General features: G+C 44.4%; 20 protein-coding genes. 5 read left to right on the forward strand and 15 right to left on the reverse strand.

Annotation, left to right across the window (positions count from 1 at the left end):
- Positions 1-9: 9 nt before the first annotated feature.
- The 3 genes from D2U88_RS14040 (at position 10) to D2U88_RS14050 (ending at position 2,767) form a co-directional block, all read left to right on the forward strand.
- Complete coding sequence (locus D2U88_RS14040; RefSeq protein WP_119641182.1) at positions 10-702, forward strand: DUF4331 family protein; 693 nt, start codon at positions 10-12, stop codon at positions 700-702.
- A 13-nt stretch (positions 703-715) separates the two neighbouring features.
- Positions 716-1,414 (forward strand): DUF4331 family protein, encoded by a 699-nt coding sequence (locus D2U88_RS14045; RefSeq protein ID WP_119641822.1) that lies wholly within the window; start codon positions 716-718, stop codon positions 1,412-1,414.
- A 66-nt stretch (positions 1,415-1,480) separates the two neighbouring features.
- Positions 1,481-2,767, forward strand: a complete 1,287-nt coding sequence (locus D2U88_RS14050; RefSeq protein ID WP_119641183.1) for a tetratricopeptide repeat protein — start codon at positions 1,481-1,483, stop codon at positions 2,765-2,767.
- A 105-nt stretch (positions 2,768-2,872) separates the two neighbouring features.
- Here D2U88_RS14050 and D2U88_RS14055 read toward each other — a convergent pair whose 3' ends face one another.
- Positions 2,873-3,409, reverse strand: a complete 537-nt coding sequence (locus D2U88_RS14055) for a mechanosensitive ion channel family protein (RefSeq protein ID WP_119641184.1) — start codon at positions 3,407-3,409, stop codon at positions 2,873-2,875.
- Positions 3,410-3,479: 70 nt separating this feature from the next.
- Between D2U88_RS14055 and D2U88_RS14060 the strand changes: the two genes are divergently transcribed.
- Positions 3,480-4,460, forward strand: coding sequence for a CorA family divalent cation transporter (locus D2U88_RS14060; RefSeq protein WP_119641823.1), 981 nt, complete (start codon positions 3,480-3,482; stop codon positions 4,458-4,460).
- A 139-nt stretch (positions 4,461-4,599) separates the two neighbouring features.
- Positions 4,600-5,247, forward strand: a complete 648-nt coding sequence (locus tag D2U88_RS14065; RefSeq protein ID WP_119641185.1) for an OmpW/AlkL family protein — start codon at positions 4,600-4,602, stop codon at positions 5,245-5,247.
- Positions 5,248-5,312: 65 nt separating this feature from the next.
- Here the strand turns inward: D2U88_RS14065 and D2U88_RS14070 are convergent, their stop codons facing one another.
- The 14 genes from D2U88_RS14070 to D2U88_RS14140 form a co-directional block, all read right to left on the reverse strand.
- Positions 5,313-6,113: an anti-sigma factor gene (locus D2U88_RS14070; RefSeq protein WP_313782288.1), complete on the reverse strand. Its 801-nt coding sequence runs from the start codon at positions 6,111-6,113 to the stop codon at positions 5,313-5,315.
- Positions 6,110-6,637 (reverse strand): RNA polymerase sigma factor, encoded by a 528-nt coding sequence (locus D2U88_RS14075; protein WP_119641186.1) that lies wholly within the window; start codon positions 6,635-6,637, stop codon positions 6,110-6,112. Before D2U88_RS14075 ends, D2U88_RS14070 begins: the two co-directional genes overlap by 4 nt.
- Positions 6,638-6,670: 33 nt before the next feature.
- A complete protein-coding gene (locus D2U88_RS14080; protein ID WP_119641187.1) occupies positions 6,671-6,976 on the reverse strand; it encodes a GNAT family N-acetyltransferase in 306 nt (101 codons plus the stop codon).
- On the reverse strand, positions 6,973-7,233 hold the full coding sequence (locus D2U88_RS14085; protein WP_235855793.1) for a (4Fe-4S)-binding protein: 261 nt from the start codon (positions 7,231-7,233) through the stop codon (positions 6,973-6,975). Before D2U88_RS14085 ends, D2U88_RS14080 begins: the two co-directional genes overlap by 4 nt.
- Positions 7,234-7,286: 53 nt before the next feature.
- Positions 7,287-7,910: a YceI family protein gene (locus D2U88_RS14090; protein ID WP_119641188.1), complete on the reverse strand. Its 624-nt coding sequence runs from the start codon at positions 7,908-7,910 to the stop codon at positions 7,287-7,289.
- Between the two features lie 93 nt (positions 7,911-8,003).
- Complete coding sequence (locus tag D2U88_RS14095; protein ID WP_119641189.1) at positions 8,004-8,591, reverse strand: superoxide dismutase family protein; 588 nt, start codon at positions 8,589-8,591, stop codon at positions 8,004-8,006.
- Between the two features lie 384 nt (positions 8,592-8,975).
- Complete coding sequence (locus D2U88_RS14105; protein ID WP_119641191.1) at positions 8,976-9,662, reverse strand: DUF2490 domain-containing protein; 687 nt, start codon at positions 9,660-9,662, stop codon at positions 8,976-8,978.
- On the reverse strand, positions 9,659-11,584 hold the full coding sequence (locus D2U88_RS14110; protein WP_119641192.1) for a S9 family peptidase: 1,926 nt from the start codon (positions 11,582-11,584) through the stop codon (positions 9,659-9,661). Before D2U88_RS14110 ends, D2U88_RS14105 begins: the two co-directional genes overlap by 4 nt.
- A 6-nt stretch (positions 11,585-11,590) precedes the next feature.
- A complete protein-coding gene (locus D2U88_RS14115) occupies positions 11,591-14,791 on the reverse strand; it encodes a WD40/YVTN/BNR-like repeat-containing protein (protein ID WP_119641193.1) in 3,201 nt (1,066 codons plus the stop codon).
- A 36-nt stretch (positions 14,792-14,827) separates the two neighbouring features.
- Entirely contained in the window at positions 14,828-18,112 is a 3,285-nt protein-coding gene (locus D2U88_RS14120; protein ID WP_119641194.1) for an amidohydrolase family protein, read from the reverse strand.
- A 113-nt stretch (positions 18,113-18,225) separates the two neighbouring features.
- Positions 18,226-19,497, reverse strand: coding sequence for a metal-dependent hydrolase family protein (locus D2U88_RS14125; RefSeq protein ID WP_235855794.1), 1,272 nt, complete (start codon positions 19,495-19,497; stop codon positions 18,226-18,228).
- A 10-nt stretch (positions 19,498-19,507) separates the two neighbouring features.
- Entirely contained in the window at positions 19,508-20,932 is a 1,425-nt protein-coding gene (locus D2U88_RS14130) for an amidohydrolase family protein (protein ID WP_119641195.1), read from the reverse strand.
- Positions 20,932-21,507 (reverse strand): YdeI/OmpD-associated family protein, encoded by a 576-nt coding sequence (locus tag D2U88_RS14135; protein WP_119641196.1) that lies wholly within the window; start codon positions 21,505-21,507, stop codon positions 20,932-20,934. The genes D2U88_RS14130 and D2U88_RS14135 overlap by 1 nt, the downstream gene beginning before the upstream one ends.
- Position 21,508: 1 nt before the next feature.
- On the reverse strand, positions 21,509-23,125 hold the full coding sequence (locus D2U88_RS14140) for a M1 family metallopeptidase (protein WP_235855795.1): 1,617 nt from the start codon (positions 23,123-23,125) through the stop codon (positions 21,509-21,511).
- Positions 23,126-23,134 lie beyond the last annotated feature (9 nt).

Below are 23,134 nucleotides of genomic sequence, written 5' to 3' on the forward strand. Positions count from 1 at the left end.
TACATCATTATGAAACAATCAATTAAATATGCTTTGGGTCTTTCGGGAATGGCCGCCCTACTTGTAACCTTGGTTGCGGCTGACCATATCGACGCCCCATCATCTGCCGGTACCTCGGCCGATATCGCAGATTTTTATGCTTTTGAACCTTCTGAGGGCTCCGACAATACCGTTTTTGTGGTCGACCTGCAATCCAATGTATTGCCCGATCTGGCCTATGGAACCTTTGATGAGGATGTATTGACAGAAATCAATATAGATTTGGATGGCGACCTTATAGAGGATCAAGTAATTCAGGCCATTGCACGTAATGGTAGGATGTATTTCTTCGGGCCAACGGCACCCGAGCAAACAGGGTTGACCAGTATGGTATACACCGATACCCCTTTGGGAGATGTTGAGATTTCAAGTTCTATGGCTATCGTGGAGACCACGGATGCCGGTGTATCTCTTTTTGCGGGACCCAGACAGGATCCATTCTTCTTCGATTTCTTTCAGTTCAATGCGGTAATCTCACCGGAACTGGATTCAGCTCCTGGCGGATTTTTACCTGCAGGAGAGGCTATAGACACCTTTGATGGGGCCAATACCATGTCCATTGTAGTGGAAATCCCGAACGGTATGCTGGGAACACCCACAGCCACCAATGCCTTGGGACTTTCCGTTTACAAGACTTGGGTAACAACAAACAGAAAACAATAAAATCATGAAAAGTATGAAACTAAGATATTTTACCTCCGTATTCTTGATTGCAACCTTGGTAGGCTGCAATGACGATGATAATTCCCCATACATGTACGATGACATGATGGATGACGATATGATGTCCGTGGATTTTTCGGGAACCTATTCCCAAGAAGATCACTTGGGACGCCCAGGGATCAATACGACCTTAAGTTATGATATGGATGGCCAACCCAGTATCAAAGATGCGCATAATATGACCATTCCCTCTGAAATGACCGCTATGTTCCAAGCGGGTTTTCAGGCTCGGTTAGAGCAATATCATGATGTGTATGCCTTGAAGTTGGGGCTGGATCCTGCAGATGTGAACTATGAAAACAACATATTAGGTCTGGATGCGGCCACACTGACGACTGTATTGTCTGCCGATGTGTTGGAAGTGGCTCCCGATCTGCCCACAACATATTTTGATCCTGGAACGGATTTCGATAATGATGGACGTATTCTGGTGCCGGATGGTGACGAAGTTGCCTTGACGGGCAGGCGCCCCAGCGACGACATTATTGATGTGTCCCTGATATTGTTCTTTGGAGGTATGGAAGGTGATCGCTTCAGTGGACAAGATTTGGATGATGACGGTGTGGCGGACCTACCTAGGTTGACATCCGACGGTGTTTCCTTGACTGCAGATATTTCAACAACATTCCCCTATTTGGGAGCTCCCGAGTAATTGCTATGAAAGGGAAGAAGGGGGAGGAGCTATTTTCCTCTCCCTTTTATTAAAAACAACAACACAATGAAAAATACATCTTTAAAAATTATGGTTTTGATATTGATTTCATGTCATATGGTCTCATGTGAACAGGAAACTGAATTCAAGACCAACAGACAGGATTACGATCAATTCTTGGATCAAGGAGCCATGGAGACCACCTCAAAATATTTTGAGCTTTGGGACAATAAGATCAAACCAGACAGCATGCAGGTATTGAGCCTAATCAATGTTTCTGGGGAATACAACCGCTTTTTTAAAGGAACAGGAGATATCATTTACCTCAAAAAAGCGGAGCAATCCCTCAAAAAGGCCGTAGAAATTGCCGCTGTCGGAAAAGCCGGTTACCTAAGGGCACTGGCGCGTAACTACATTTCACAACATAGGTTCAGGGAAGCACTTGATCTGGCATACAAGGCCCGAAAATTTGGAAGCGGGGTGAATGCAACACAAGGGCTGTTGTTCGATGTTCAGATGGAGCTGGGCAATTATGATGTTGCCAAACAGTATCTGGATAGTATTCAGAACATGTCCGATTTTGGCTATTTGATACGTGTGGCCAAGTGGAACGATCACAAAGGTGATTTGGAAACGGCTATACGGTTCATGGAAAAGGCAAAGGAGAAGGCAGAATCATCAAAAAACCGAAGTCTGTTGTTATGGTCCTATTCCAATCTTGCAGATTTCTATGGACATGCTGGCCGTATCGAGGAATCCTATGGGCTGTATCTGAAAACCTTGGAGCTTGACCCCTATAGTGCACATGCCAAAAAGGGGATTGCCTGGATTGTATATTCTTACGAGCGAAATGGAAAGGAGGCCTTGCGGATACTGGACTCCATCATCAACAAAAATAAATCACCCGAATATTATCTGCTAAAGGCAGAAGTGGCTTCGTTTTTAGGTAACGATATGTTGCATGTGCAGGCCCTGGATGATTTTTATAAGCTTGTTCGGAACAAGAAATACGGGGATATGTACAATGCGTATAACGTAGACTTCTACTTGAATCTTGATTTTAATGAAAGGGCGTTGGCTTTGGCCAAAAGGGAGGTGAAGAACCGACCTACGCCCGAATCTTATGGATGGTTGGCCTACAGTCTTCTGAAAAAAGGAGAAAAGGAAAAGGCCCTTGAAATGGTTGAAGGACACATCGCCAATGAAACCTTCGAGCCGGCAATCCTTTACCGTGCGGCTGAAATATACAAGGCCAATGGTAAGAGGCAGCAGGTGGAGACTCTAAAAAAAGAACTCATGGGGTCAGTATACGAACTTGGCCCTTTAATGGAGGCTCAAATAGCAGGATTATAAAGGTTTTCACTCCATTTGGGTGTTAAAGAAGAAGCATGGATTGGGTTGATTTGTGCTTGGTTGTTGTTTAGGAGGCGCCATGGTTTTTTACCATGGCGTTCCTTATCATTGTTCCATGTTCGTTTCTGAAGAATCGTCTTCCTGCTTCAAAATCTCTATGCCCTTTTGGATGACCAAGTTGGTAGGGATGGTAATACGGCGTCCATCATCCGTCCGCATAAAAAGATAAAAACCGCTAATATCCTCCACTTTCCCGGTCCAATCAAAATCCTTGTCCATGACCCTAATGCGGTCGCCAAGGCGAAGCGGATGACTGAAAAATAAGATCACACTGGCCGTTAGGTTGGACAGAATGGACCATTGGGCCACAAAGCCGATACCCACAATGGCCAATACCGATGAGAGGAACAATGAAAAATCCTTTAGATTTACACCCCAAATCAAGGAAATGCCCACAAAGGCCAAAATATAGAACAATAGATTACTGAGATAAAAAATGATTTTTCTACTGTTCATATCAATGGCACTGGTCTTACCGAACTTTCTGATGGCCCTTTTGCTCAAAGAGTTGAGGGTCAGGATTACCGCCAAAAGGATTACGGTCAATAAAATCTCCGTTTTAAAGGACATAGGGTCTATCATGGGCAATACTTGCTAAATTTGGATTAACTTATGGTCTAAACTACAAATAACCCGTTTCACTTATACTATGATGGAAACAGAATTTGAAAAAAATACGTGGGTCATCAATTACTCTTTGGATGGCTATTACAACCGTAAATTTACGCTTGCCGAAGACACCAAACTCTCCAAAGGGGATGGTTCCATCACCTGGGTGAACACCTATGGACTGGAGTACATGGACGAGTTTCGTAAGATGGTGGATGGCAATAATCTTGACGACTTCCTACTTCGCTTGCTTCTCAACCAAAAGATGGGCAATAAGGTCATCGAATTGGAGGAACAACTTTTTGTGGCGGCCAGGATCGTGAAAACGGAGCACCATAATTTGGAGTCGGAGCAAATGTTCTTTGTGGTGGCCAAAGATTTTATTTGGTGTATTCAAGAAAAATGGGGTGATCATTTCGATTGGATCCGTAATAGGATTTTCGAGAACAAGGGTATCATAAGGAAGAAGAAGGCAGACTATTTGCTGTTCTTTATTTTGGAAACCTTGGTAACCAACTATAAGGAGAAATATGAGGAACTGGTCTTGATGAACAACACTTTGGATGCCATCATCAAGCAGGAGCCCACGCCCGAGTTCATGTTCGAAGTGGAGCAAAAGAAATCCATGATCAATGAGTTTAAAAGGGCCTCCCATGGTCTTAGGGACATTGTCATAAAGTTGGAACGTGTCAATGTGAAGGGCTTTCACAACAAATATTTCAGTGAACTTCGGGAGCAGATTGGGGGATTGATCAATGATATCGATTCGGATATTCAGGAACTGGAAAGCCAGATCAACCTCTTTTTCAGTGTTCAGGGGCATCGCCTCAACGAAGTGATGAAGACCTTGACCATTTTTTCCGTCATCTTTATTCCATTGACCTTTTTGGCGGGCATCTATGGGATGAATTTTGAGAACATCCCCGAATTGAAATGGCCTTATGGTTATTTTATTCTTCTCGGTCTTATGCTCGTGGTCACCATCATCTCCATCATCATCTTTAAAAGAAAGAAGTGGTTTTAAAGCTACTTTCTTGACATTTTGAGGATATGGGTCTGACTTCACAAAAGAGGCGTGTCATTTGCCCATACTGACCAATGATAAACATCATATTCTTGGAATATTCCACTCGGTAGTTTTGTCTCATCTTAAATATTTTACAATGAGAAAGACAATACTTTTAGCAGTGGCAACACTATTGGGATTTTCAAATTTGATGATGTCCCAAGACACACCGACCAACGATTTTAGTAAATGGCAATTCAGGTTGAGGGGCATTGTGGTCACTCCGGATGAAAGTGCCGATATTGAAGCTATTGGTGGGGATGTGTCCATATCCACTGCTGTTGTTCCCGAATTTGATATCACCTACTTTTTTGATGAAAATTGGTCCGCAGAGTTGATTTTGGGTACCACCAAACATGATGTAGAAGCTGTAGGCACTGCTGCGGGCGATATTGATTTGGGCAGTGTGTGGTTGTTGCCACCGACCTTGACAGGCCAATACCATTTTACTGGAGGCAATTTTGTCCCTTACTTGGGAGCAGGGGTAAACCTTACGCTTTTTTATGGGGCCGATGAAGGTCCGGTTGCCGATGATGTAAAGTATGATACTGCTGTGGGCTTTGCCCTTCAAGGTGGTTTTGATTTTATGTTGAACGATAAATGGTTCTTGAATTTTGATGTGAAAAAGCTGTTCCTGAACACTACCGCTACCGTTGATGCTACCACGGCACTTGGTGCCACAGTTGATGCGGATGTTGACATTGACCCATGGATATTCGGATTTGGTGTGGGTCTAAAACTCTAAGTTGTTTTTTAGGTCAATTTTGAATGCCGAAAGCAGTTTGGTTCCCCAGGCTGCTTTCTTTTTTATTACCGTCCAACGGTCCCGAGGGCGTAGAGCTGCTCTAATGTTGGTGATTCACTACCACCTTCAGGCTCCAAGGTAATTCCGAATGCTTCGGAAGCATTGGAGTTTTCCAGTGCAAACAATTTATCACCTTCATCTGAAAGATTATCCAAAAGGCCAATACTGGTAGGGGTGAGGGGATCCAATGTAAGCGACCATACTTGGTAGGTATAACCGGATGGAGGCTCAGGTAAACCTTGGGCATCTATAATGACGCTGTTCTGCTCCTTGTTCCAGTAAACTTTTGCGTAGGAAGTAGGTGATACTGCCTGTCCTCCCAGGGCGATCACCGATACATTTTGATTCCTAAGTTGTTCCAAAATAAAGTCTTTTCGGGCAATGGCGTCCTTGGTGGTCGATAAGGTTTCTTCAAGGTCTAGCTTTTCTTGGTTGGAGATTTCCACTTCCGATTGGAGATTACGGTTTTCAGAATACAACCAGAATAGGCCCACTGCCAATAAAATAGAGGCGGCCCAGCCCACATAATTGCCCCATGATGTTTTTCGCCTGGACTCAAGTGGGGTAAAGGGGATTATATCATCCAATTCGGCACTGATTTTACGGAACCCGTTCCCTTGCATTTTTGGGGATGTAGATTCCGTGAGTTTCAGAATGGACGCCTCAATCCCTTCAATTTCCTTTTGTATTTCGGGATATTGAAGGGCATAGTGCTGCACCTCCAAATTTTGCTCGGGTGTTAGGGCTCCGGCAACGTAGAGTTCCAAAATTCCGGATGCTATGTATTTTTCAACTTCCATGCTCATGCCATGTTTTTCCTTATCTCGGAAATACAGCTTCTAATCCTTGTTTTTATGGTGCCTATTGGTGTCTTTAGTTCCTTGGCCGCTTCTTTTTGGGTATATCCTTTAAAATAGAGCATATCTATCAAAAGGATGCACTTGTCCTTCAACCCCTTCAAAAGGGATTGAAGACCAATAGTATCTATTTTGTCGTTCAAGTCCTCACTGTTTTCATAGATACCTACGAGAGAATCCACAGGGAGGTTTTTCTTTTGATTTTTATGGGTTTTGGATCGCAGTTCATCGATGGCCGTGTTCCTTGCAATATTGAGGATCCAAGTAAAAAATCGCCCTTTGGACGCATCGTATTGGTCTGATTTCTCCCAAATTTTGATAAAGACATCATGGCAAAGTTCTTGGGCCCTTTCAGGATCATTCAATATCACATTGATGACCCCACAGATGTTTTTGGCATACATATCATACAGCGTTGCGAAGGCTGCTTTGTCCTTTTGTTGAAATTGCTGTATGAGGTTGTCCAATTCCATAGCCTGTTGGCTAAAGATATAAAAAAGGAAAGGTTATGCAATGTTGATCCCCTTCAGGACTAATTCTTTCCATTCGGGATGACGTTTTATGTACATCGCCACAAAAGGACACAGGGGTACAAGGGTCCATCCCTCTTTCTTGATGTGTTCCAGGGTTTGTCGAATGAGTTCCGACCCAATGCCTTTGCCTTCGTATACTTCGGGGACTTCGGTATGGGTGAGGTATATTTTCTCCTTGGCCTTGATGTACTCAATTTTTGCAATGCCTTTTTCCAGTTCAAATTGAAACTGTTTGGCTTTGGCATTGTCAACCAAAACATGTTTGTTGTCGTTGCTCATGATTTTAATTCGTAATAGGTCAGTGCCCCGGATGGACATTTTGAAACTTGTTCCTTCAATTTTGGGGTAGATGCATTTTCCACCGTTATCCATGGTCTTGCCTTCGGGTTATAAACTTTGGGCAACATTTTCACACAGATGCCGGCATGTTGGCACAGTTCCGGTTTCCACACCACGGAAATCTCGCCGTTCGGATATTCCTTGATTTTTTCCATATGCTTCAGGTTGATATAGGTAAGATATAAAAAAGGCTGCATCAATGCAGCCTTTTGTTGTTTTATGTTTTTCCTAATGTCGGAGACGGTTTAGGTTACATTTTCTTCAATAGCACGGATGCTTTAATGGCAACATCTTCCCAAGTCTTGCTCACGCCATCAGGTCCTGTGTGTAAAACCTCGCAGGCTTTGTTCAAAGAGGCTAGGGCATCCAATGCGTTCCAGTTTTTAAGGTCCATGGTCCCGGAAAAATTCACATGGTTATCATCCGTAATCTCATAGTCCATAGGAAGATCCGTGGTCACTCCGTTCATGGTCAATTTAACCGAACATTTTTGGTTCGCATCAAAAGCAAAGGTCCCTTTGATGGATTGGGTTTCCATCATCTTATCAAAGAAAAAGTGAATGATCTTGGGATCGCGGGTATTGGTGGTATCGTTGGTAAAAAGACTGCTCACGGGAATACTGAATTCCATACCGTCCAAAGTTTCCATAGGGGTTTCTCCGGCGGTATAGGTCAGGTCTACTTCGGTAAATGTGCCACCCACCGGTTTTTTGTCAGTGGTCTTGTAGGCAGTGAAACGAACATCTGTCGAATCTTGTACAATGCTGTAAGTTGCCATGGCTTCTTCAGCTTTGTTTTCTTCCTTCTTAGCTTGTTTGCAGCTAAAGGCTGTCACCAAAATCAACCCCAGTGCAACTGCTTGTAATTTTTTCATCATAAATAATTTTAGATTTAGGTCCAAGGTAGTCAATATTTGGAGGGTTGTCAATAAAAAAGCTGCCCAATGGACAGCTCTTTGTAAACTTTGTTAGCGGATAATTCCGGTACAGGCAATTCTGGTCCCGGCCGCTCCACTGGGTTGGGAGGTATAATCGTCTACACCTTGGTGCACGATCACAGCTTTGCCCAAAATATTTTTGGTATCGTCCTCACAACCAATGCACCATTCGTCGGTTTTAAAATCGACCGTGGCATTACCTTGGGCGTCCGCATAAAAGTTACCAATGTCACCTTTGTGGTAACCTTCTTTGGCCCCCCATTTTCCATGGGGTTGGAAAGTAGGGTTCCAGTGGCCCCCTGTGGATGTACCATCTGCTGCGGAACAATCCGCTTTTTCATGGAGGTGTATGGCATGCTCGCCTTCCGAAAGTCCTGTAAAAGTGGCTTTCATGATTACCACGCCATTATCCTCCGTAAAAGTGACCTCGCCCATTACGTTACTATCGCTTTTGGGCTCCATTTTAAGGGTAAGCACTTTGGGCTCCATTTTTTCTACTGTTTGATCAACAGTTTCCTCTATTTCCTCCGATGCTTTTTCGGCATCCTTTTTTATCTGTTTGCAGCTAAAGGCCGTTATCAATACCAGCCCAAGTACAAGTATTTGAAATTTTTTCATTGTAAGAGTTTTTAGGGTTCTCCTTAAAATACCCAATATTTAGGGGGTTGCCAATTATTTGGCCCGTAAATCCCATTTTTTGACTTTTATTTAAGACAATACGATTTTTTTGTTAGCACCGTTATAAAAGTAAGTATGATCTCCATCACAAAAATCAAAAGGAAAAGTTTGGGTTATCGGGTACTGGACTATATCAAATTTTTTATCTATTGCGAAAAAAGGAGGGTTTTTTGCAAGGGCTATCGCCGTTTGAAGGCTACTAGGATGAAGGGGCACATAAACCAGAAAGATTATGTAAAATCCTTACGTGAAATTTACAATGACGTGATTGAACTGGAGCTTGATTATTTTGATATCCGATACTTACGATTGTAACCCATCCTTTTACTTCTTTTTGAACAATCCGCTTAAATCGGGATTATAGAAAACCGCGACTTGGAATCGGTCGTAGACAGCATGGGCAAACTGGTTGCGCATATACCCGACCTGAAGGCTGCTGTTCTCCGTAATGTTGACCCCTACCGCGGCATATAACCTGTTTTGGCCAAAAAGATCGTCCTGTAGGTTGATGAAGAGTTCATCATAAAAGTTGAGATAGAAGGTGTCGGTCAGAGGTAATGTCATCTGAAGGCGATAACGGGCCCTGTGTTGGGTGTCCGTGGTATCTCCAAAATCCAAAAAACGCTGCTCCAATCGGTAACGGTGTTCAAAAAGGAATTCCCACACCTTATTTTTTAGAATAAACTGTTCAAAGACGCGGTGCTCCTTGCTATCTACTTCATCTGGAAATTCATAAAATGTATTATCGGTACTGATGTATCCATATCCTAGGGTGGCTATTGCATCCGAATTGATATGATAGTTCAATCCAGTCCGCAACAATAATTGGTTAAAGTTACTGGTGGTTTCATAAAACCGGAACTGGGCCTCGGTATGGATACTGAATCGTTCCGAAACCTTGTTCGTTCCAAAATACATGTACCATGCCCCAAGTTTGTCCTCGCCCGGTTGCTGGGCTTTTACTACCAAGCAACCGAACAAGAACACAAGTCCCATTATTTTTTTGATCATAAATTTCCGTCTTTAATTGGGGTACCTTCCTCTCCTTCACCTTTGAGGTACACATCCAAAAATTCCAATATTTTACTGTAAGCGGTGATTTGGTTTTCTTTTTTTACGAACCCATGCCCTTCATCCTCAAAAAGAACATACTCCACAGGAACGCCATTTTTGCGTACTCCGGCCACAATTTCATCTGACTCGGCTTGGAGTACCCTGGGATCCTGTGATCCTTGTAGCACGATCAAAGGTTTGGTCACCTTATCGGTATGGAACAAAGGCGAAATCTGCTTCAACCTCACGGAATCGGCACTATAGGGATCTCCCAATTCCTTGTACAGGGCATCCTTAAAAGATTCCCACCATGGTGGAATGCTCTTCAAGGTCCTGATCCAGTTGGTGACCCCGAATAGATTCACGCCTACATCAAACTCTTCGGGTGCATAGGTGAGGGCCGCCATGGTCATGTACCCACCATAGGAACCACCAATGATCCCAATTTTTTCACCGTCGATACCGGATTGTTGGGCCAACCAGTTTTTGCCTTCTACACAATCCTTAAGGTCTTTATCGCCATGGTTAAGGTCGTCCATTTGATAGAACGTTTTGCCATATCCACTACTGCCTCGGTTGTTCACGGCCAAAACGGCATAGCCATGGTTCACCAAATATTGGATGAAGGCACTAAAATTTTGTCGTGATTGCCCTCCCGGACCGCCATGCACCCATACCAGTGCCGGTACAGGATTCTCTTCGGAAGCCTGATGGGGTTTATAATAGATGGCAGGAATTTCCAACCCGTCAAACGACTTGAAACGGACCACTTCGGCTTTTACAAGATCTTGCGCTTGAATTTCCGGATTGAGCACATTGGTAAGTTGTTTTTGTTCTTTGGTTTCCAAATTGTACACATATAAGTTGGAAGGCGTAAACGATCCCCCTGCATAAAATCGCATCATGGTTTCATCATCGGAAAAGCTAACGCTCGTTATCTCCATGTTTTCCACAGTGGGGAGGTCAACATTTTTGCCCGTGGCCACTTCCATAACCTCGATCGTGTTCTTGGCATCTTCGTTTATATAGGTAACCTGGTAAGTTCCATTGTGGGTAAAATAACTTCCCGCAATGTCCCAATCCCTTGCCATGGCTTTTGCACGCGATCCATCCTCAAGGTTGTACTTCATCAAATAGGCAAATTCACTGCCATCGTCGGTAGTATAATAAAAGGCCGTGCCATCGTGTGAAAAGTCCTGACCACTGTTACCACTTTGGTTTTCATTGACCTTGGTCAATTCCTTGGTTTCCATGTTGTAAAGAAACAGGTCACTGTCATTGGTATTGATGGATTTGCTGAGACCCACATATTTTTTATCGGGAGAAATCACGTTGATATCATACCCATCATCGTTTTGATAGACCATTTTGGGTTCCATGGTTCCTAGGTCCATTTCGTAAAGATCCATGAACCGTTTGTCCCTTTTGTTGGAACCATAAAAGAATGAGGCCCTATCTTGGGACCATTGATAGAAAAGTGACCGAGCCCCTTCCTCGGGGGTAAGATCTTTGTGGGTCCCGTCGGTTTCCATCACAAAAATGTGATAGATCTCGTCCCCATTGTTGTCCATTCTAAAGAGCATGCGCTCATCCTTTGGAAAGTAGGAAATGGAAAATACCGAGGAGCTATCGGATTGGGTAACGGGAACCATTTCCCCACCTGTAGAAGGGATGGTATACATGTTGTAAATCCCAGAACGATTGCTCGAAATCAACAGTTTGGATTTATCAGGAGAAAAGCTACCTCCTCCAATGGCCTCGTTATCCATCATTTGGGCGATGGTATAGGTTTTCATGGTTTCGGCAATGGAAGGTGTCTTTTCTTCTTTTTTACAGGCCCAGACCGAGATGATCACGGCTATAACTAAAATTCGTTTCATGGTGTTCTAGTTAAGATTGAAAGTTTCTGTTTCCTTAAAAGGGGAAAGGTCCAATGATTCAATGGAAGTCCGGTATGGTTTCCATTTTTCATTAAAAAACGTATTGGTCTTATCCAATGCTGCTTTTAGGTCTTGCTCGGCAAACTGGATCATTCTTTTTTCGGTTGCCGTGATTCCTGATTTTCTCGAACTAACATAATAAGAAGCATTGCCCAATCGCATCATGACCGTTGGTTCAGGATCTCTTATAATGCCTTGTCGCTTATCGTCCTTGCCAAGATACAAAGCAATGACGGAATCAATCTGCTTTACGATGTCATCTGATGCCTTGATCTGCTCCTTGAACTTATCCTTGTCCAAATCTTTGAGTTCCTTTTGGAATTTGTTGGCCAAATCCTTGCTTTCCACCAACTGTTTTACAGCATCTGCTGCGGTTTGGGTATAGGCCTCCAATTGCTTGCCTGCGGCGTAAACCTCGTTGATGGAAGCTAGGGATACGTCTAGTCGTGGATCTGTTTTAACGGTTACCGTTGTTGAATCGGATATGTTGCCATACAACACTTTTACTTTGTAAGTGCCCGGTTTTACATCGATTCCACCAGATTCCCGGTCCCTTTTTCTAATAGTTCTGGAAGGTCTATCGGGACCCTTTTCGTCCAAGTTCCAATAAATTCTGTGGAAACCTGCTTTTTCTGGAGTCTTATATTTCAATGTTCTGATCAATCTATCCCCATCATAGAATTCAAAGAAAATGGAGTCCTTTGTTTTCTCTTTGGATTTGTCATCGACCTTATCTTCCTCTTTTTCTTCTTTTTTCTCTTCTTTGTCCTTTTTGCTTCCTTCCTTGAGATAGTAGGTGATCATGGCACCTGGTTTTCGGTTCTCCCCATTATACATGGCATCGGCACCAAAACGCCCTCCTGTAGGTTGTTGATAGGCTGCCAGATAGGCATCCGGGCTTTTGAACAGACTGATCTCTTTTTGAAGCACTGACGTGTTCCCGGCCAACGCCCTGAGCGGACGAATATCATCCAATACCCAAGCAGCTCTCCCGAACGTTCCTATGACCAGGTCCTGTTCCCTTGGATGAATGGCCAAATCCTTGGTGGAAACCGTCGGGAAATCTTTGTTCCATTTTTGCCATGTATTCCCGGCATCCAGGGAAACGTGGAGACCATCATCTGTTCCCAAGAATACAAGATTAGGGTTTTCAGGATCTTCCAGAATGGAAAGTGCGTAGCTTTTTACATCATTTTCATCCACAATGCGTGTCCAGGTTTTTCCATAATCCTTGGTTCTGTACACATAGGGAGCGTAGTTGAACCTCCGGTAGTCGTTGGCCACCAACAATGCCTCACCTTTGTTATTGTGGGATGCCTTTATCTGTGGAATCCAGCTTCCTGTGGGGAGGCCTTTGATATTCTTGGTCACATCGACCCATGTCTGGCCCCCGTTTTGGGTAAAATGTACCCTTCCGTCATCGGTTCCGACCCAAAGCATGTTCTTTTCAACTGGGGAAGGTTCTATTACGATAACAGTACAATGATTTTCAGCGCCTGTGGCATCCATCGTAAGACCACCACTTTCTCCCTGTTTTTGTTTTTCCTTGTCATTGGTGGTCAAATCTGGGGAAATCACTTCCCAGGTGAGTCCTTTATCGGTTGATTTGTGCACAAACTGGCTTCCGAAGTAAACCGTACTGTTATCAAAAGGATCTTGACCAATGGCCGCATTCCAATTGAAGCGCAACATGGTATCCGGGTCTGGAGGGGTAGGTCTGACAATATAACCATTACCTGTGATCCAATCGTAACGACTCACATAACCTTGCTGGCTCATGGCATAGCCATATCGACTGTCATCCTTGTCGGGAACCACATCAAAGCCATCCCCAAAAGCAATTTCCTGCCAATAACTATTACGGATTCCTTGGGCTTTCCAAACATATGCCGGTCCCCGCCACGATCCATTGTCCTGCATCCCGCCATATACGTTGTACGGGTATTCATTGTCCATATTGATGTGATAGAACTGGGCTACGGGCAAATTGCCTATGAAGCGCCAAGATTGGCCACCGTTTTTGGTGATGTTGAGGCCTCCATCGTTCCCATCCATCATGAACTGTCCGTTTTCTGGATGTATCCACCAAGCATGATGATCGGGATGTATGCCATTATCCACACCATAAGAGGGCATTAATTGGGTAAAACTCTTCCCTCCATCTTCTGAAACGTTGATGAAGGTAAAAACCGAATAGAGCCTGTTTTCATTTTGTGGGTCTACATATATTTCAGAATAGTAAAAAGGCCGATTCCCGATCTCTTCCTTGTCATTGATTTTGGTCCATTTATAACCCCCATCGGTGGATTTGTATAGTGCATTTTTCTTGGATTCGACCAAAGCGTAGATGATATTGGGCTTGTTGCGGGCAATGGCAACACCGATCCTTCCCAATTCACCTTTGGGTAAGCCATCATCCGCGGTTACTTTTGTCCAAGTGGCGCCACCATCATGGGTAATGTGGAGTCCGCTACCTTCACCTCCCGATTTAAAAAACCAGGGTTCCCGTTTGTGTTCCCACATGGCGGCAATCAACTTATTGGGATTGGTAGGGTCCATGACCAAATCTGCTACACCGGTCCTATTGTTGATGAACAGTATTTTTTCCCAGGTCTTTCCACCATCGGTAGTCTTGAAAACACCACGCTCTGGATGCTCACCCCATGGAGATCCTATAGCCCCTACATAAACCACGTCAGGGTTGGTCGGGTCAATAATAACACGGTGGATATGACGTGTTTTTTCCAATCCCATGGATTTCCAGGTTTTTCCGCCATCCAAAGACTTATAGATGCCGTAACCACCATTAAGACTGTTTCTAGGATTTCCCTCTCCGGTTCCGACCCAAATTACAGATGGATTGGATTGTTGGATGGCTACTGCACCAATGGATGCCGTAACTTCATGGTCAAAAACAGGCTCCCATTTGATTCCGCCAGAAGTAGATTTCCATAATCCTCCCGATGCGGTACCAACAAACATGATATCCGGGTTGGCACGTACCACATCAATAGTGGTGACCCGTCCGCTCATGCCTCCAGGGCCAATGTTCCTAGGTTTCATGTCTTGAAGAAGGTCTACCGTAAATTCTTGGGCAGACATACTTCCTACGATAAAGAGAACGAATAGAAATAGTGTTTTTTTCATCAGTTTAGATTGAGTTAGTTAGTTCTTATTTTGAGTTTAGTTATGTCCAATTTGGCACCCACAGCCGGGTGTCGTAAAGCTGTGGGCTTCTTCATGCCATGGAAAAGCTGCGTTGTATTTATTGTTTTCCCACCAGAATTTGGTCCTTTTCGTTTCAGTGTTCCCTATTTCGTCCATGGTTTCCGTGTCGAATAGCCTACCGTTGACCATGGTATATTTCACAGATTCCGAGTTTCTGATATCTTCCAATGGATTTTTATCCAATACAATGAGGTCTGCCTGTTTGCCCACCTTCAAGGAGCCGATATCATTCCCGGCACCGATGTATTTTGCCCCGTTGATGGTGGCGGCCTGTAATGCCTCCATGTTCGTTATACCTCCTTGTTGCAACATCCAAAGTTCCCAATGCGCGCCAAGTCCCTGCAACTGTCCATGGGCTCCCAAATTCACTTTTACGCCTTCATGGGCAAGGTCGGTAACGGTTTTGGAAACAAGGATGTGGCCATTTTTATACTCCTCATCCGGTAGCATGGTACGGAACCTTGACCGGGAATCGATGATTTCCCTTGGTGTATATTTTAGTAGTTTTTCATTTTCCCAAACATTGTCTTTTTGGTAGAAGTAGTATTCCCCACTCGGGCCTCCGTAGTTGACAATAAGGGTAGGGGTATAGCCCGAATTACTGGTTTTCCAAAGCTCGGTCACATCTTTATAGACAGGAGCCACGGGAATGTTGTGTTCCACTCCTGTGTGCCCGTCCATGATCATGGACATGTTGGTATAGAAAGTGGAACCGCCTTCGGGCACCACGTTTATACCCAATTCCCTTGCTGCTTGTATGATCTGTTGCCGTTGCTCCCTTCGGGGTTGATTGTAGCTTTTTACGGAATGGGCACCAAAGGCCTTGGTTCTTCGGATGGCCGAACGGGCATCGTCCAAATTATTGATCACAGCCTTAAAATCCCCATCGGCCCCATAAAGGATAATGCCTGTGGAATACAATCTAGGACCTACCATATCGCCATTCTTGATGAGTTCGGACATGGCGAAAATGGATTCGGTATTTGCTGATGGATCATGCGAAGTAGTGACCCCAAAGGCCAAATTTGCATAGAGTTGCCAATGTTTTTGAGTGGTCAACCCATATCGGAAGCCTCCCACGTGGGCATGTGCATCCACAATCCCGGGCATGATGGTCTTTCCTGAAACATCGTACACTTTTGCATTGGAGGGTACATTGATTTCATTGGATTTACCCAGATATTCAATACGGTTTTCATTGACGACAATGGTACCGTTCTCGATGACCTCGTCACCTTCCATGGTAATGATTCGGGCATTGGTGAAGGCAATCCTTCCCGAAGGTTTGTAGGTTTTGGATACCAACCCCACCTTGATGCCGACACTGTCCATCTTGGCCACTTTGTCTGGAGAACCAGGCAAAAAGGTAAACCGATTTTTAATGTCATTCTCGAAATACTCGTCCCCCAAAGTCCAAAAAATCTTTTGGCTATCGCTGGACCAATGCAGGTTGATACCCGCGTCCTTAGAAATTTGTGATACAGGAACCGCTTTGGAATTGTTGTCGAGGTCCACTTCTTGTCCGTTGAGCACCAAGGGCGCAATATAGGCCTTGTGCAAAATGGTGAATGCAATCCAGTTGTTATCTGGACTGGGCACCAGTCGGTTGGCATATTTGGATTTGATATGGGTTCTTTCGTCTTTCCCGTTCAAGTTGATGGATTTGAGCGATTTGGTCAGGTTCCCAAAGTAAGTACCCCCCGTTTGGTAAAAAATGCGTTTGCCATCTTTGGTGAAAACAGGATATTCCCCATTGTCCAAAACCCATTTTACATTAGTGCCATCGGCATTCATAGTGTAGATTCCCGATTTATTGGTAAAAATCCTGCCCTGGTCGTTGTTGCCCGATTCTTTTTGATAGGCGATCATCTTTCCGTCCGGACTAAAGGAAGGGGTCCTGTAAATGCCTTTTTCGGCGGTCAGTTTGGTCATCGTTCCCCCAGAAACTGGAATTTTATAGATAGCACCCAAGTTTTCATCGTTCCAGGTAACAAAAGCGATGGTTTTCCCATCAGGTGAAAAAGCAGGTTCAAACTCAAAATCTTCTCCTTTGGTCAAACGGGTAGGTTTGCCATTGGGCAATTTTTTGGTCCATAGATGTCCCAACGCATTAAACACCAAAGTTTTTTGGTCGGGAGAGGTAACTGCATGCCGAATCACCTTGGCCGTAAATTGGTCAGGAGCCGCAGGGGAATCCACATGAAGGGTTTCTGCAATTTGAATTTTGGCATCAACAGTAAAGGGGATATTCGTCACCGCCAATGAGTTAATATCGATTTTGAAAATTTTTCCCTTGTTCCAAAAAACGATTTCCTTGTCATTGGGCATCCAACTAAAGTTGGGATACACTCCAAAAATGGCCCAAGCCTCTTGTTGGTCTTTGTTTAGGTCGTCAAAAATGGGCCACTCTTCACCCGTTTCAAGGTCGTGCAGGAAGAGCACCGTTTTGGTACGGACACGTTTTATAAAGGCCAATGTTTTGCCATCATGCGATATTTGAGGTCTGGCGGCACCACCTGGTCCTCCGGTGACTGTAGTGGTCTCGCCTGTTTCAAAATCATATCTTTTGATGACATAAATCTGTGAGTTGGGGTCTTTGTTGTACTGAAAATAGCCTCCTGGATACACATCTTCACTGTAATACAAATATTTGCCGTCCGGGGAAATTACGGGTTCGTTCACATCTTGTTGGTCATTTTTACGCTTGGTCAATTGTATGCCCGAACCTCCAGTGATATGGTACTGCCAAATTTCACCGGCACCCAAGGAGCGTTGTGATGTAAAATGCTTCCTGGCTACCAAATAATTGCCATCGGGCAACCAATAGGAATTGTTCAACAACCTGAAATTCTCCTCGGTCACCTGCTTGGCGTTGGAACCATCGGCATCCATCACCCAAATGTTGTCTCCACCACCTGCATCACTGGTAAAGGCAATTTTTTTACCATCTGGACTGAAATGGGGTTGTACTTCAAATGGGATTCCTGTTCGCAGAACCTTAGCCTTACCTCCGGTTATAGGCATGGAATAAATATCACCCAATAGGTCAAACACAACGGTCTTTCCATCCGGACTTACATCTAGGTTCATCCAAGTACCCTCATCTGTGGTAAATTGATGTTCCTTGAAGTTAAAATCCCCTTTGGGATTGGTCACATCCCACTTGGAGTCATCCTTTTTATCTTGGGAAAAAAGTGATGTTGATGCCATAAGCACCAACAGGAAGAGAGGCTTTTTCATTTTCAGTAGTTAATTAGTCGCTTAAAGATACCAAAAAGCCCCGCTGGATTTCTTAAAAAGATGTTAAGGGGGTGATAGACAAAGGTCTGAAGGAATCAAGGAAAGAGATAATATCACTCATTTTTGTAGATAACCCCATCTTTCATAACAAACCGAACTTTTTCCATTTGCTTTATATTTTGGGAGGGGTCGCCTTCCACGGCAATGATATCGGCCAAAAAGCCATTTTGAAGAGTCCCTAATCCTTCCAAATGCAAAACCCTTGCATTTACGGAAGTAGCCGCCTGTAATACCTTAATGGGCTTCATTCCGTACTCGACCATAAGTTCCATTTCCCTGTAATTTTCGCCATGTGGAAAGACACCTACGTCGCCTCCAAAGACAATCTCCACACCGGATTCCAGTGCCAGTCTAAAGGATTTTTTCTTTTGTATGATGCGGTCCGTATCAGGTTCGGTACCTTTTTTCCAACCTTTGTACTGTTCCGTGGCATCACTGGCAGCCAAAGTGGGGCAGAGCGCCACATTTTTTTCTTTCATCAGTGCAAAGATTTCCGAAGTACCGCCATCGCCATGTTCAATGGTTTCCACGCCGCCCTTAATGGCACGTCGCATGCCTTCAGCTGTCCCAGCATGGGCCACTACGTAACGACCAGCTGTGGTTGCCGTGGCCACCATGGCATCGATTTCCTCTTGCAGAAAAGTAGGTTGGGAGGGTTCTCCTTTTCCCCAGCGATAATCGGCATATATTTTAATAAGGTTGGCGCCATTGCCCATTTGAGTGCGGACCTCCTTGATCGCTTCGTCCCTTCCGCTCACGGGAACTGCCCCAAGAGGTACCGTTACCCCATCATGAAACCCTTTTGGCCCATAGGCCCCAGTCGCCACAATGGCGGGTCCAGCAACCAACAATCGCGGACCGGGAATGATGCCGTCATCTATGGTTTTCTTTAGATAGACGTCGGTATATCCGGCACCTTCGGAGCCGAGATCACGCATGGTGGTAATGCCGGCCATCAACGAATTTTTGGCATGGACCACCCCGCGAACAGCCCTCTCGGTTGGGGATTCCTTCAATACCTGATCGTTCCATTCGGTTTCATTGTAGGGATGCAAAAGCAAATGGGAATGGCCCTCAATGATTCCTGGCATTAAAGTGGTCCCATCCAAATTGACCCTTGTATAAGAATTGGCACGTTTTAACCCGTTTTCTGGCCCTGAATACACAATTTTGTTTTCCACTACGGCCACTACCCAATCTGAATGCATTTCTTCCCCGTCAAATACCCGATCCGGGACCAATAAGGTCTGTGCCTGTATTGATGTGGTCATCCAAAATAGCAGTAGTAGGAGGTAGGTGCGGATTGAAAGAAATTTGTTCATCATGGTACTTGTTTTATGGCATTACGGCTTCATCCAAAAGGTTGTTCAATTGCTCCTTGGAAAACACTTGTGTCCCTTTAATTACGGAATATATGTTTTGGGTATTTTCGATATTATCCAATGGATTGCCTTCCAAAATCACCAAATCGGATACTTTTCCTTCTGAAATGCTCCCGTATCCATCGGTTTGCCCTAAAAATTTAGCTCCATTATAGGCTGAGGTTCGAAGTGCATCCAAAGGAGAAATACCATTTTCAACCATGGTCTGCAGTTCCCCATGCAATGAAATTCCTGGGTAGGTATACGAGTTGAAGGCCCCACTATCGGAACCGGCCAAAAGTTGTACTCCAGCAGTATTCAAGGATTTGGCCAAGTGACCAAAGAAGGTATCCAGTTCTTTTCTACTTTTTCTAGCCTCTTCGGAAGCATTTAAGGCGCCACGGATACGACCCTCGTAGGTTTTGATGATGCCTTTCCCCATGTACTTTAAGTATAGGTCGTTACTGTGGTCTACTTCATCCAGATAGCTCAAAGTCTTGCCAATATGAAGGGTTGGCACCACGAAAACGTCATTTTCTATTAAGGTTTTGAAAGTCGTTTGGGCCGTACTATCCGAATAAGTACTCATCAAAGCAGGCATGGCACCCCAAAAGCCCATTTCACCGTTTTTTAATTTTTCCGTAACCTCTACCTCATTGCTGGCGCAGCCTTTCATGATATAGTACAGGTGTTCAATGCCATCCATGCCAGCGGAAACAGTTTCATCCAAAGTAACGGTAAAGGGCATGTGGCCCGATACGGTGAACCCTCTTTTTTTGGCCTCTTCGATGGATTTCAAATAATTTTCCCCAGAAATACGGCTGTCGTAGATTTTTACAAAATCGACCTTTAGTTTTTCCAAGGAATCCAGGGCGTGAACAATATCTTCGTCGGTTTCCACTTCCAAGGAACCTGCCCAAGTGGAATTGGGACCATCAATTTTAGGTCCGGCCGTAAAAATGGTGGGACCTACCAATTTCTCGTCAGCGATTTGTTGTTTCCAACCCATGACCGAATGTGTCAAGTCCCCACCGGCATCCCGTACCGTGGTGATGCCATTGGCAATGAAAAGTTTCAGGAAATTCTTGTTGTTGGCAATCAAGGAATCGCCGCCCCTTAAATGGATGTGGTTGTCCCAAAAACCAGGCAACACATATTTTCCCGTGGCATCGATGGTGGTATCGACCGCAAAATCATTTTTGGCACCAGCTTCCAATATGGCCTGTATCTTTCCTTCGGAAAGAAAAAGATCCCTTAAGCTACTTTTACCGGTTTCCAGGTCAATGACATTCGCATTGGTTATGGCAATATCTGCATGGTGTTTTGCTGATTTGGTCTGACATGAGGCCAATAGGATCAATACCGAACAGGATAGCCAAATTTTTATATTTTCTTTCATTACCACGTATTTCTGGATTTAATGTTTTGCTCCGATAGGGAAATGATTTCCTCGATTCTTTTTTGCCGGGTATCTTCCCGTTTGGCTTGGTTCAACCAATACAGGTAACTTTTTCGTTGTCCGCGGGTAAACCCTTGAAAGTTCTGATAGGCTTTCTTGTTCTTTTTGAATGCTTTTTGGAGGTCATCGGGTACCACACCATTTTCCACATCGTCCAGCACCGTCCACGACCCATTTTCCTTCGCCAATTGAATGGCATCCAGACCACTTTGGTGCATGAGTTCTGCTGCCATCAATTCCTCTATGTGGTCTTTATTGACCTTACTCCAAGTGCTTTTGGGCTTTCTGGGGCAGAAATATTGCCGCCGTTTACCATCACCCAGACTTTTTACAGTGCTATCGATCCAACCATAGCATAAGGCTACCCTTACCGCTTCTTCCCATCGCATACTGTCCATATGATGATCCACAGCAAAAAAGATAAGGTAGATTCCATCTGCGGTGCGATGGTTTTCATGCAACCATTCACGCCATTCGGCATCGGAAGAAAAGTAATGCTCGGTCAGTTCGTCCAAATCAACGTTTTTCGGTGTCTATGTAAAAGTTCTTATCGATGACCAATTCTGAACCTTCCAATTTTTCCGTTTTCCATTCCGAATTGGGAAAGATCCAATGTTCCTTACCCTCCACATAAATGCGAATGGGCATATCAAAATCTTCCACGATGTTGGTATATCGATAGGTCATTTCATTGCCTTTCATTTTGTATTCCAACTTGGGAACCATGGTGGTGCGCAAGTATTGGTTGAAAAATGCCGAAAGGTCCTTACCACTTTTTTCACTCAGGTAATTTTCAATCTGGGCAGAAGTAACGGTTTGATGGTAAAAATCGGCATTGAGTCCACGAAGCATCTGTCTCCAAAGGGTATCATCCTCAACCAACTGACGTAGGGTGTGCAAGATATTGGCCCCTTTGTAGTACATGTCTCCGGAACCTTCGGTGTTCACATCATAAGGCCCAATGATGGGTTTATCGTTGCGGATATTTGCCCGGGTACCGATCACATATTCTGCGGAGGCCTTGGTGCCAAAATGGTAGTCCAGGTAGAGGTTTTCGGAATAGGCCGTAAACCCTTCGTGTACCCACATATCGGCAATGTCTTTGTACGTGATGTTGTTGGCAAACCACTCATGTCCCGATTCGTGGATGATGATGAAATCGAACAACAACCCCCATCCTGTTCCAGAGAGGTCGCGACCCAAATATCCGTTTTCATATTTGTTGCCATAGGTAACGGAGCTTTGGTGTTCCATACCCAGATAGGGCACTTCTACCAGTTTAAAACCGTCTTCATAAAAAGGATAGGGGCCGAACCAATGTTCAAACGCCCGCAGCATCATATCGGCTTGTGTGAACTGCACCTTGGCTTTTTCCAAATTATCTGGAAGCACATAAAAATCCATATCCAAAGGACCCTTTTCTCCTTGGTAGACTTCATGGAAATGGGCATAATGGGCAATGTTCACATTCACTCCATAGTTGTTGATGGGGTTGTCCACAAACCAATGATAGGTCTTGTAATCCCCATTTTCTTCCACACGTTCCAAACGACCATTGGACACATCCATCAGGTCTTTGGGAACGGTAACACTGATGCGCATACTGTCCACTTCATCATACATATGGTCCTTGTTGGGCCACCACACGCTGGCACCTAGCCCTTGACATGATGTGGCCACGAAAGGTTGGCCTTCGGCGTCCTCTTTCCATGAAAAGCCACCATCCCATGGAGCCCGAACGGCTTTCCTTGGATTGCCGGAATATTCAATTGTGATTTCATTGAAATCACCGGGAACTTGCTTTTTCTTCAGTTTGATGAAATGCACATTTCCTTCTGAGGTAAACTTCAATTTTTTGCCATCTTGGGTGATGGCAGAGATTTTCATCGGCTCCTGAAGATCTATCTGAAGCACATTGGAAGGTTTCAAAACCTTATACCGAACCACATTATAGCCCGAAAGGAATTTTTGACTAGGGTCTACCTTCACGTTCAAATCGTAATAGTTCAAGTCCCACCATGCCCTTTCCGGGGTAATACTACCCCTAAGGGTATCCTGCCGGGTAAAGTTTTGGGCATAAGTTGTTCCCAAAACCAGTAAAATGGTGACAAAGGCAATAAAATGTTTCTTCAAGGCCATGTT

The organism is Flagellimonas aequoris (assembly GCF_003584165.1).
In the GTDB taxonomy this organism is placed as follows: domain Bacteria; phylum Bacteroidota; class Bacteroidia; order Flavobacteriales; family Flavobacteriaceae; genus Flagellimonas; species Flagellimonas aequoris.